The sequence below is a fragment of the Leptolyngbya sp. 'hensonii' genome, from assembly GCF_001939115.1.
Classification (GTDB): domain Bacteria; phylum Cyanobacteriota; class Cyanobacteriia.
The window spans coordinates 1-12,664 of record NZ_MQTZ01000072.1 but is presented as its reverse complement, the minus strand read 5'-3'; the positions used below and the strand labels follow the sequence as shown (position 1 = coordinate 12,664).

8 protein-coding genes are annotated in these 12,664 nt (G+C 48.4%); 7 read left to right on the top strand and 1 reads right to left on the bottom strand.

From position 1 onward, the window contains the following. Nucleotides 1-11: 11 nt before the first annotated feature. The gene (locus tag BST81_RS26565) at nucleotides 12-470 is read right to left on the bottom strand and encodes a multiubiquitin domain-containing protein (RefSeq protein ID WP_075601497.1); all 459 of its coding nucleotides are present in this window, start codon (nucleotides 468-470) and stop codon (nucleotides 12-14) included. 202 nt (nucleotides 471-672) lie between these two features. On the opposite strand from BST81_RS26565, the gene BST81_RS26560 reads away from it, so the two are divergent. The 7 genes from BST81_RS26560 to BST81_RS26530 form a co-directional block, all read left to right on the top strand. Then, a complete protein-coding gene (locus BST81_RS26560; RefSeq protein WP_075601496.1) occupies nucleotides 673-999 on the top strand; it encodes a helix-turn-helix transcriptional regulator in 327 nt (108 codons plus the stop codon). A 10-nt stretch (nucleotides 1,000-1,009) separates the two neighbouring features. Then, nucleotides 1,010-1,534 (top strand): ImmA/IrrE family metallo-endopeptidase, encoded by a 525-nt coding sequence (locus BST81_RS26555; protein ID WP_075601495.1) that lies wholly within the window; start codon nucleotides 1,010-1,012, stop codon nucleotides 1,532-1,534. 159 nt (nucleotides 1,535-1,693) lie between these two features. Continuing rightward, nucleotides 1,694-5,284, top strand: coding sequence for a helicase-related protein (locus BST81_RS26550; RefSeq protein WP_075601494.1), 3,591 nt, complete (start codon nucleotides 1,694-1,696; stop codon nucleotides 5,282-5,284). Between the two features lie 32 nt (nucleotides 5,285-5,316). Beyond that, complete coding sequence (locus BST81_RS26545; protein WP_075601493.1) at nucleotides 5,317-6,549, top strand: ATP-binding protein; 1,233 nt, start codon at nucleotides 5,317-5,319, stop codon at nucleotides 6,547-6,549. A 6-nt stretch (nucleotides 6,550-6,555) separates the two neighbouring features. Continuing rightward, the gene (locus BST81_RS26540) at nucleotides 6,556-7,200 is read left to right on the top strand and encodes a hypothetical protein (protein WP_075601492.1); all 645 of its coding nucleotides are present in this window, start codon (nucleotides 6,556-6,558) and stop codon (nucleotides 7,198-7,200) included. A gap of 71 nt (nucleotides 7,201-7,271) precedes the next feature. Next, the gene (locus tag BST81_RS26535; protein ID WP_075601491.1) at nucleotides 7,272-10,121 is read left to right on the top strand and encodes a DUF1156 domain-containing protein; all 2,850 of its coding nucleotides are present in this window, start codon (nucleotides 7,272-7,274) and stop codon (nucleotides 10,119-10,121) included. A gap of 41 nt (nucleotides 10,122-10,162) precedes the next feature. Further along, nucleotides 10,163-12,664: Swt1 family HEPN domain-containing protein (locus BST81_RS26530; RefSeq protein WP_075601490.1), on the top strand; the 2,502-nt coding region annotated here is incomplete at its 3' end.

The window sequence follows — 12,664 nt, the reverse complement described above, 5'->3', positions numbered from 1 at the left end:
AAAGGCATGGTCTACCCCTCCGTCGTGGTTTTCTTACCAGTGAAGAATCGCTCGACCCCTGGAGCTGTAAGGTCAACTGTCTCGGTATTTTCTACCGGACGGTCTTCCCCTCCTCTGACTTCTAGCCAGACTCCATACGTTTGAGGGTCAACCCCTGCGAGCTGTTTAAGCTTCAGCCCTGTGATGAGAGGTGCGCCCCACTCAAAACGGCGACCGTCAATTACAAAGCGGAACGAGCGATCACTTTTGAAGGTGATAAATTTTTCAATCCCCGGCTCACGCAGATCTACAGTTTCATCTGGACGAATCTCTTCCATCTGACCACTACGAAGAACCTGAAAAACAAGAAACTCATCGGGGGGACGCTTTACAACAACGTCTAAAAGCTGTGCTCCAGTAATCATTGGGTCATTTACAGTATGCGCTTGCCCGTCAACCTGAACACGGTATATCTCGTGCATCTTGGTCATTTTTCCTTCTCCAAAAACACTATATGTAGACAGCTAAGACCTTATAAACGCTGCATTAAGCGTTTTACGTCCGTAGCCAATCTTCCCGTACCTTAACAAAGACCTAAAGCAAATGTCAACCACATAATCTATATTAGATGTCATCAACCTTGACATGTTTATGTCATTGACATTGGTTCGCGTCAGCGCATACTCTATAGTCATGCGAGTTAATGAAGACCTTCTCTACCAACAAATTGGTGAACGTATTCGAGAACGCCGCTCTAAGGCAAAGCTGACCCAAGGGCAGCTAGCGGAAGCAGTCGGTGTTCTGCGTACCTCGATTACCAATATTGAAGCTGGGCGGCAAAAAGCTCCCCTTCACGTTTTGTATGAACTTTGTACCGTCTTAGGTGCAGAGGTGGCAGAAATTCTGCCATCCAGAACAGATGTTGTTCAGAAAAGTGAGATGTCGATCGAAATTGGTGGGCGTGTAAAAACAGTTCCACCAAAGAGTGCTGAACTCATTCAACAGTTATTAAAAGAATAGCTAGATACTAATGTCTAAAGCTAAAAAAGAAGCCTTGAAAATACTTAAAAACTACGGTGACAGTATTCCTGTTGATATTGAATCTATTGTTCGTTCAGAGGGGGTTTTAATTCGTAAGGAAGAATTGGAAGATATCGTGTCCGGGATGTTAGTCATTAAAAATGATCACGCCGTGATTGGTGTGAATTCAAAGCATCATCCCAACAGGCAACGATTCACTATCGCACATGAATTTGGGCATTATCTACTGCATAGACAACTAGCTAATGTTTTCTTTGATGAGTCACTAGTTTTCTTTAGAGATAAGGAGGCATCAGAAGGCAAAAAATATCAAGAGATTGAAGCGAACACCTTTGCAGCAGAGCTTTTAATGCCTGAATCAGTTCTAAAAGAGCGAATTATAGAGCAACCTCTCGATGCATTTGATGAGTCTGATGAATCAGCATTAGTCAAATTGGCGGCTGAACTTGAGGTTAGTGTTCAAGCCCTCACGATTCGCTTAACTCGATTAGGACTCATTACTGGTTTAGTGTGATGAACTTCTAATTTTTTACTGATGAGTTTTGCTATTTAAGGAATTAGGAATCTACCAGCAAGAGTGTTTTCATCGGGTGAGTAATCTGAAATATATCTGCCGAATGCAGAAAAATTTGGTTAGAAATGAATGATGAATAGAAATTCCTTTTCTTAAGCTATGGCTCAACTCGAAGATCTCACCCGTGGTACCACCGTCAAAGGCATCTTGCCGACTCATAATGTTACCGTCATTGATGCGAAGTGGCATGGGAGTGACGTGGTTGAGCTGACCTATAAGGATGCGAACGGTCAACCTCACACTGAGATCCTGTTTCGCGATCGCGAGCCAACCTTGGAAATTGTCACCGAAGGACGACCGTGGAGCTTCGATGGGGATGGTGCGTTGCTACGGTTGGTTTCCGAAGCCCATCGAATTCGGCTGGCTCACTTATTTGATCCGCTGCTAGCGGTTCATACCTCGTTGGTGGAACCTCTGCCCCACCAGATCACGGCGGTGTATAGCGAGATGCTGACCCGTCAACCGCTTCGGTTCCTCCTGGCGGATGATCCGGGAGCCGGAAAAACCATCATGGCTGGACTGTTTATCCGTGAATTGCTGATTCGGGGAGACTTACAACGGTGCATGATCGTTTGTCCTGGCAGTCTGGCCGTACAGTGGCAGGATGAGCTGTTTCAAAAGTTTCATCTGCCCTTTGAGATTCTGACAAATGACCGGATCGAAGCAGCTCGTACCGGGAACGCCTTCGCAGAAATGCCCCTGGTCATTGTTCGACTGGACAAGCTCAGTCGCAATGAAGACCTGCAAGCCAAGCTTGGGCAAACCGATTGGGATCTGGTTGTGGTGGATGAGGCTCACAAAATGTCTGCCTCATTTTTTGGGGGAGAAATCAAGGAAACCAAGCGTTACAAGCTCGGTAAGCTGCTGTCAACGCTAACCCGCCATTTCCTGCTGATGACGGCAACTCCCCACAATGGGAAAGAGGAAGACTTTCAGCTTTTCTTGGCGCTGCTGGATGGCGATCGCTTTGAGGGGCGATTCCGAGATGGGGTACATGTCTGCGACACATCCGATATCATCCGTCGCTTAGTCAAGGAAGATCTGCTGAAGTTTGATGGTAAGCCACTCTTTCCTGAACGTCGGGCGCACACAGTAAAGTATGTCCTGTCTGATCTGGAGGCTGTTCTTTACAAGCAAGTCACCGATTACGTCAGGGAAGAATTTAACCGAGCCGAAGCCTTAGCCAATGATGGCCGCAAAGGAACCGTTGGCTTTGCCTTGACGATTTTGCAACGTCGCCTTGCCTCTTCTCCAGAAGCCATCTACCAGTCCCTTCGACGACGGCGGGAACGGCTACAGAAGCGGCTTCGGGAGGAAGAACTCTTGAAACGAGGGTTATCAGCGGAGATCGACTTTGGCCCTACCATTGACCCGGATGATTGGGACGATGATTTCGAGGATTCCTCTAGTGATGAGCGCGAGACTAGAGAAGAAGAGGTGGTTGACCAAGCCACGGCAGCTCGCACGATCGCCGAACTGCAAGCCGAGATTCACCAGCTCGGTGAACTCGAAAATCTAGCCTTACGGGTTCGACGCAGTGGCAAGGATCGCAAGTGGGATGAGCTATCTAAGCTGTTACAGAATAGCGCTGAAATGTTTGATGCTGGGGGACATCGGCGCAAACTGGTGATCTTTACCGAGCATCGGGACACCCTGAACTATCTGATCAATCAAATTACGACTCTCATCGGGCGACCTGAGGCAGTGGTCACGATCCACGGTGGTATGGGACGGGAAGAGCGCAAGAAGGCAGAGGAAGCCTTTAAGCAAGATGTCACTGTGCAAGTTTTAATCGCCACGGATGCTGCTGGAGAAGGGATTAACCTGCAACGGGCACATTTAATGGTGAACTACGATCTGCCCTGGAACCCAAATCGACTGGAGCAACGGTTTGGACGGATTCACCGGATTGGTCAGACTGAAGTCTGCCATCTTTGGAACCTGGTGGCGGAGGAAACTCGCGAGGGGGATGTGTATCTCTCGCTGCTCAAGAAGCTGGAGATTGAGCAAAAGGCTCTCGGTGGCAAGGTTTTTGATGTGTTAGGGAAAGCGATCGCAGGCAAGGAACTGCGAGAACTCCTGATTGAAGCGATTCGCTACGGCGATCGCCCAGACGTAAAAGCAAAGCTTGACCAGGTGGTTGCCGATCGCCTCGACCAAAGTCGGTTGCGAGAGTTGCTAGAGGAACGTGCCCTGGCACGAGACTCAATGGATGCGACCAAGGTGCAGCAGATCCGCAAGGAGATGGAGCGAGCGGAAGCCCGAAAACTCCAGCCCCATTTCATTGCATCCTTTTTCTTGGAAGCCTTCCAACGATTGGGCGGCACGATTCGGCAGCGGGAAACCAAACGCTATGAAATTACCCATGTTCCGGCAGTGATTCGCAATCGCGTTCGCGAAGCGTCCCTGGAAGGGAATCGTCTCATTGGAGTGGGGGAAGCCATCTTAAAACGGTATGAGCGGATCTGCTTTGAGAAGGAACTCATCAGTGTTCCTGGAAAACCTTTAGCTGATTTTGTCTGCCCTAGCCATCCCCTGCTCGATGCCACCATCGATTTGACGTTAGAGCGTCATCGGGATCTACTCCGGCAGGGTGCCATTCTGGTAGACGAAAACGATCCGGGGGAAGAAGTCCGCGCTTTGGTGTATTTGGAGCATTCCATTCAGGATGCTCGCACCGAACGAGATGGACGGCGGCGGATCGTCTCGCGTCGGATGCAGTATGTCGAAATTGACAGCACAGGGCAGACCGTTGGTGCTGGTTATGCCCCCTATCTCGACTATCGACCATTAGAAGAAGCGGAAAAGCCTTTGGCAGAATCGGCGCTGAATCATTTAGGTCTTCGCGATGATATTGAAAGCAAGGCGACCAGCTATGCCATTGCTCACCTGGTGTCGAACCATCTTCAGGAAGTGCGGGAACGAAAGGAAGAGCTGATTGAAAAGACGGTTCGGGCGGTGAAGGGTCGACTGACAAAGGAAATTAACTATTGGGATCAACGGGCAGCGGATCTGCGCTTGCAGGAGCAAGCAGGCAAACCGAATGCCAAGCTTAACTCTACCAAAGCCCAACAACGGGCGGATGAGTTAGCCGCACGGCTGCAAAAACGCCTATCTGAGTTGGAGCAGGAACGAAAGTTTTCGCCCATGCCCCCTGTTGTCATTGGTGGGGCATTGGTGGTGCCGATCGGTCTATTGCAACGGCTACAAGGAAAACGGGAAGCGGCGACCAGCACCTTTGCTAAAGAAACAAAGCGCATTGAGCTAGCTGCAATGGATGCAGTCATGGCAGCAGAACGGGCGTTGGGGTATGAACCACGGGATGTCAGCGATCAAAAGTGTGGTTATGACATCGAATCGGTGGAGCCGGGGACTGGGCAGTTACGCTTTATCGAGGTCAAGGGCAGGATAGAGGGGGCTGAAACGGTTACAGTCACTAAAAATGAAATCCTAGCTGCACTCAATAAACCAGACAACTTTATCTTGGCGTTGGTGCAGGTTCCTGCGGATCAGAGTTTCCCAGAAGGAGATGCGTTTGCGGTGCGCGAGTCTGGTGGGGACTATCGAGTGTCGGGTGGAAACTGTGACATCCGCTATGTTGAAGAACCATTTCAACGGGAGCCAGATTTTGGAGCTAGTAGTGTGAACTATGATTGGAAAGACCTTTGGGGACGTGGAAGAGCAGCCTAGCTGCGGTTACTTAACAAGATTTGGAGTTGGTCATGATACAGCCAAACAATCGAGAAATTCTTCAAATCAGTGGGCATCTAGGCCCAATTAAAGCAACCAAAGCACCTCTTGCCTTGGAAATATCACCTCTTACGGTTTTCATTGGTCCTCAGGGAACAGGTAAATCTTTAGCCAGTCAACTACTCTATTTCTTTCGCGATGCCCAGTATTTAATCTCCACTTATTCAAAGCAAGAAGGGCCAGAGATCAGCGTCAGAAAAGTAATTGAAGGCATTCGTTCAGGAGAAAAGAGTAAGCGATCTTTCTCTTCATTTGTCATGGAGGACAGTGTAGAGATTCAATATGTGAGTGAGGGTATCAATCAGGGCAAACATGATTGGTCGATTACTTGCTATGAATCTAACCGAGCAATTAGACCTAAGCGTAGCTTCAATAAAGAAATCAAGTCGTGGTTGACGAAAATTGCTGATGATCCCTCATCATCGGGTGATATTGAGTCCAATGTTGTATTCGTCCCAGCGGAACGATCATTTTTTTCTCGTTTAATTAATTCAGATCCTCAGTCTTTGGGAGGTTCAGAGTTACCTATCACGATGCGTGAGTTTACGAAATTTCTCTTTAGATCGGCAGATACTCACCAAAAATGGCAGGAGAGTTCTGTAGAAAAACCTCCAGAAGTAAGCGAAATAGGCAGAATCATAACCCATGAACTACGTGGATATGCAGTTTTTTCCAGAACAGGACCATATGCTCGTCAGTGGCAATGGATGCCTGAAGGAAGCGATCGCCCGATTGAAATAGAAATGGCATCTTCAGGACAAATGGAAACCTGGCCGATGGTTTCAATTGCTCAAGCGGTATTTGGTTGGGACGTAAAGCAGAGGCCATTATTCATTCACATTGAAGAGCCAGAAACTCATCTACATCCATCGGCTCAGGTCGCAATTACTAAACTATTAGCTTATTTATGCAACAAGGGATTTCGATTAGTTGTTACTACCCACTCAGTCTTTGTTTTATATGTTTTGAATAACCTGATTCTGGCATCTCAAAATTTACCTCAGAAAGATTTTGACAATCTTCCCGATTCTTCACTGAGGATTTCACCTGATTATCTATCGGCTTATTTATTTTCAGATGGGACAGCTATCTCCATCCGAGATCAAGAATCTGGGGAATTAGATGAGAGTAGGCTCTCCAGTGTATTGGGTAATCTGGAGACCCAGTACAACCAGATCCAAGCCTATGACGTTTTATGGAGATAGCAGGTAATGCCATTGAATTGTACAGGTGAAGAATTGCCTGCTGGAATATTAACTCTTAATCCTCCAGAAACTCCAAGCTCGCTCGATGATTTTTGTGTTCTTCTAGGTACAGATGATGAAATTTTACTCTATGAATCTATAGACGGCAGTCAGCTTAACTACTGGATCATTATTCAAGCTGATGACTATCCTATTTCTGTATGTGAGCTAGAACAATATGCCGACTATTTATCAACACAACAGCAATGGCAGGGTAGACGGGCAGACTATCTCGTCATAGGTTCTCATCGTGGTGACTGCTATTTAATTATTGTGGAACTACGACATGTGCTAGTTAAAGAAACTCATGAAGATGATAAATTCGAGCAATTAAAAGAAACAATCAATCACCTACTCCAAGCTCATTTAGAGGCCATTAAAAACTCTGATTCGCTATCTAAAGTCTATGACAACCCCGAATCTTACAAAATTATTGGGGTTGTTATTGCACCTGGAAACACCAGAAGTTTTTCTCGTGGAGAGCTGAATCTAAAAGTCGATATAGCTTCCCATCAGGTTCTAATCAGAACATTACCGAAGGATGCTTTGTCTGACTGCAAAATTACTTGGACGTACTTACTTGAAAGAATCGGTATTCCCCCTGGCTACTAGAAGTTGCTACGATTGGCTCTTTTAAGTCAGCTTATCCTTACATAACTCACTTCTGCATCGTTTTCTAATATATGACCTACCGCAAAAAGCTAATTGAAGTTGCCCTGCCCCTGGAAGCCATCAATATGGAATCGGCTCGTGAAAAGTCGATTCGTCATGGGCATCCCTCCACGCTGCATCTGTGGTGGGCACGGCGACCGTTAGCAGCCTGTCGAGCGATATTGTGGGCTTCGTTGGTGGATGATCCCTCAAGCTGGCCGGACAAGTTTCCCACGGAGGAAGACCAGAATCGGGAACGGCAACGGCTGTTTGACATCTTGGGACGGATTGTTATTGAAGTTGATAAGAAAGGAAATCAGAAGCAAGTCGTCCGAGGGCTGGTGTCTTGGGATGAAGTAAATGATCCTAAATCCAAAGTGCTGGAAGTAGGGCAACGAGAGATTGCTCGATGTTTGGCTTGGGATAGAGGTGAGGAACCGCCGACTAAACCGGATGCGGTGCGGGAGTATATCGCGAAGTATGCGCCACCAGCCTATGACCCGTTTGCCGGAGGGGGTTCGATTCCCTTGGAGGCTCAGCGGTTGGGACTGGAAGCTCATGCGAGCGATTTGAATCCGGTGGCGGTGTTAATTAATAAGGCGCTGATTGAGATTCCGCCCAAGTTTAAAGATGAGCCACCTGTTAATCCAGAAGACCGTAAGCAGATTCGCATCTGGAAAGGAGCGCAAGGGTTAGCAGCCGATGTGCGGTATTACGGAAAATGGATGCGGGATGAAGCTTTCAAGCGAATTGGACACTTCTACCCAAACATAGAGTTACCAAAGGCATATGACAGTGAAGGAACTGTTATTGCATGGTTATGGGCTAGAACTGTGAGATGTCCAAATCCAATTTGTAGTTGTCAGATGCCTTTGGTTCGGTCGTTTGCCCTATCTACGAAGACAGGCAAGGAAAATTGGGTTGAACCTATCATTGATCGTTCTCAGAGTATTCCTGTTGTCCGATTCAATGTGCGAACGGGTTATGGCGATCCATCTATCGGAACTGTCAACCGAAAAGGTGCAAATTGCGTTGCCTGTAATACTCCTGTGTCACTTGATTTCGTTCGCAGTGAAGGGAAAGCGGGGCGACTTGGAGTGAGGATGATGGCAGTTGTTGCTGAAGGTAAAGGAGGAAGAATTTACCTTCCACCTAATGAAGAACATGAAAAGATTGCAGCATCGGCTAAACCGAAATGGGAACCAACCACTGAATTACCAGAACAAGCACTAGGATTTCGGGTTCAAGGATACGGAATGACAAAACATTCTGATCTATTTTCTCAACGACAACTCCTTGCTTTAACAACTTTTAGTGACTTAGTTAAAGAAGCAATAGAAGAAGTAAAGAAGGACGGTAGTGATACAGAATATGCAAATGCAGTTGCAACTTATTTAGGTTTGTCAATTGGGCGTTGTGCTGATTTTTGGTGTACGTTTGCAACATGGAGTTGGCAACCCAAAAATGAGTTAGTTGGACATGCGTTTGGTCGGCAAGCAATTCCAATGACTTGGGACTATGGAGAAATTAATCCTTTCAGCAATAGTGGTGGAAATTTCACTAACAACCTGGACTTCACCATTAAAGCCCTAGAAAAGACTCCTGCTACTGGTAAAGGAACTGTACAACAATGCAATGCAGTTGCTCTTCAAACAACCAATTCTTGTTTCTCGACTGATCCTCCTTACTATGACAATGTTCCTTATGCGGATCTATCGGATTTCTTTTATATCTGGATGCGTCCGACATTGGCATCCTTATATCCAGATGTTTTAAGCACAGTTCTTGTTCCTAAGGCTGAAGAGCTGGTTGCTGAACCCTTTCGGCATGGCGGCAAAGATCAAGCACGTCGTTTTTTTGAAGATGGCATGAAGGCAGTATTCGATAAGATGCGAGCCAGTGCTAATTCTGAGTTTCCAACAACTGTTTATTACGCATTCAAACAGTCAGAAGACGATGAACGAGGCTCGAAAGAGACTAGCATTGTGAGAGCTTCTACAGGATGGGAAACTATGCTCGAAGGCTTAATGTCATCTGGATGGCAAGTTAACGGTACTCTTCCTGTAAGAACAGAGCGAACAGGAAGGCTGAGAGATAATGCAAGCAATGCTCTCGCTTCATCTATTGTCCTCGTCTGCCGCCCCCGCTCCACCGACGCACTCAAAATCACCCGTCGTCAATTCCTCACCGAACTTAAACGCGAACTCCCCAGAGCACTCAAAACTCTCCAGCAAGGCAACGTTGCTCCGGTAGACCTCGCCCAAGCCAGCATTGGCCCCGGCATGGCCGTCTTCTCTCAATATGCTGCTGTTCTGGAAAATGATGGCTCCCCCATGCGGGTGCGGACTGCCCTGCAACTGATCAATCAGATCCTCGACGAATTCCTAACTGAGCAGGAAGGTGAATTCGACGGCGATACCCGTTGGGCACTCACCTGGTTTGAACAGTATCAGTTTGAGCCTGGACAGTATGGCGATGCAGAAACACTCAGCAAAGCAAAAAATACCAGTGTACAAGGCATGGTAGATGCGGGAATCCTAGAAGCAAAGGGTGGCAAAGTGCGCTTGCTTAAACGCAGCGAACTAAAGTCAGACTGGAATCCCAACAGCGACAGCCGAATGCCCGACTGGGAAATTGCTCAGTATCTCATCCATGAACTCGATCAAAAGGGTGAAATGGGTGCCGCAGAACTGCTGGCTAAACTGGGCAACCGAGGAGAAATCGCACGAGATCTTGCCTATCGGCTTTATAGCTTGTGCGATAGAAAAGGTTGGGCACAGGAGGGCATTGCTTATAACAGCCTTGTCATCTCCTGGCCAGAAATCACTCGTTTGGCAAGCGAGTTCACACAGTCTCAACCGGTGCAATCTAGTCTGTTTTAGCTCTTGTAACTAAATACTTGGACATGAGGAACACGTAGCGTATGGCGATTAGCAACCACGAACGAGTCGGACGCGCCCTGAATCTACTCCGCGATGGGCTTTACCCCTATATCGAGCGAGAGATGAGGGCAATACATAGCGATCGGTGGTTGATTCCTGCTTCCTCTAGCCTGCCTGATCACTACGTGGCTCGTCGTGAAGTCCAAGATGTTCTCAAAGAAGATGTTTCTGCCCTGCTCATGGTGATGTGGGAGCAGTGGAATAACGTCTTCCGTAATACGTTAGGGCGTACTGAACGAAGTATCGTCAGTGAGTTGCGAGATACCCGAAACGACTGGGCACACACCTCCACCTTCTCAACGGATGATGCTTATCGTGCCCTCGATAGCATGGCACGTCTCCTCACTGCCATTTCTGCACCAGAAGCCGATCAAGTCGAAAAACAGAAACAAGAACTGCTGCGGGTTCGTTTTGAAGACCAGGCTCGACGGGAAACTCGGCGTGCGGCGGTGGCTCCCACCGAAGGCCAGCCCATGTCTGGACTCAAGCCGTGGCGGGAAATTGTCACCCCTCACCCGGATGTCGCCTCTGGTCGCTACCAGCAAGCAGAATTCGCCGCTGACCTTTGGCAGGTCTACCTAGATGAAGGTTCTGACGAATATCGTCTGCCGACTGAGTTCTTTCGGCGTACCTATTTGACGGATGGACTGAAGCAACTTCTCACGGGCGCACTGCTGCGACTCAGTGGTAAGGGTGGCGATCCAGTGATTGAACTTCAGACCAACTTCGGTGGTGGTAAAACCCACGCCATGCTTGCTCTCTATCACCTCTGCTTTGGGGTAGCTGCCAAAGACCTGCCGGGAATGGAACCCCTTTTCCAGGAAGCGGATGTGAATGAACCGCCTCAGAACGTCAACACCGTCGTTCTGGTCGGTAACAAAATTTCCCCCGGACAGATTCATCAAAAGTCAGACGGCACCCAAGTGCGAACACTTTGGGGTGAAATTGGCTGGCAACTCGGTGGCAAAGAAGGCTACGAGATGATGCGCCAAGCCGACGAAAGCGCAACCAATCCAGGAGATGCGCTCAAAGATCTGTTCAATAAATATGCGCCCGTTCTCATCCTGGTCGATGAGTGGGTTGCCTATGCCCGTCAGCTCCATGACAAGAGCGATCTGCCAGCCGGAAACTTTGATACTCACTTCACCTTTGCCCAGACCCTCAGCGAATCGGCAAAGAATGCCAAAGAAACCCTGCTGGTGGTTAGTATTCCGTCATCCGATATTGAGATTGGGGGCGATCGCGGCAAGGAAGCCCTAGACAGACTCAAAAATGCGATCGGTCGCGTGGAGTCTCCCTGGCGACCCGCAAGTGCGGAAGAAAGTTTTGAAATTGTGCGGCGGCGCTTGTTCCAAACGACCGCTGACCCCAGCCTATTTGTGCAACGAGATGCTGTGGTGAAAGCCTTCTCAGATATGTATCGCACTCAGGGGCAGGAGTTCCCTGGCGAATGTAAGGAAGCTGACTACGAGCGGCGAATGCGAGATGCCTACCCCATCCATCCCGAATTRTTCGAYCGCCTTTATTCTGACTGGTCTACCCTCGACAAATTCCAGCGAACTCGTGGTGTGCTGCGTCTCATGGCAAAAGTCATCCATTCCCTTTGGGAGCGCAATGACCAAAGCCTCATGATCATGCCAGCCCATGTTCCAATGGATGATCCGCAAGTGCAGTCTGAACTCACTCGTTATCTGGAGGACAACTGGATTCCCGTGATCGATAAGGACGTGGATGGAGCCAATTCTCTCCCACTCTCCCTCGATCGCAATAATCCGAATCTGGGTCGTTACTCTGCCTGTCGCCGCGTCACCCGCACCGTCTACATGGGGTCTGCTCCCACCTTACGAGCTGCCAATCGCGGGTTAGAAGATCGCAGAGTGAAGCTGGGCTGTGTTCAACCAGGGGAAAGTGTTGCCACCTTTGGTGATGCCCTGCGACGGCTCACGGATCAGGCGACCTATCTGTATATCGACGGCAATCGCTACTGGGTTTCTACTCAGCCCAATGTCAACCGCACCGCTCAAGAACGCGCCGATCAGTTTTTGAGCGATCGCTACCAAGTCTGGAAGGAAATCACGGATCGCTTAGAAGCCTTCAACAAAAAGCCTAGCGATCGGGGAGAATTTAGTGCTGTCCACGTTGCTCCTGAATCCACCGCAGATATCCCAGATGACCCTTCCTTAGGGGTAAGGCTGGTGGTGCTTGATCCACAGCACCCTCACACTCGTCTGAGTGATGACAGCCCAGCTCGCAAGTGGATTGATGATGCTCTCAACCACAAAGGTAGTGGGCCGCGATACCACAAGAATACCCTGCTTTTCCTGACCGCAGATAAAGCCAAAATTGAAAACTTAGAACGAAATGTCGCCCAATACCTAGCGTGGGAATCTGTTCTGGCTGACGATAAGAAGAAAACGCTTAACCTCGATAATTTTCAACGRAGTCAGGCTGAAACCAAACGGGATGGCAGCAACAAAGACGTT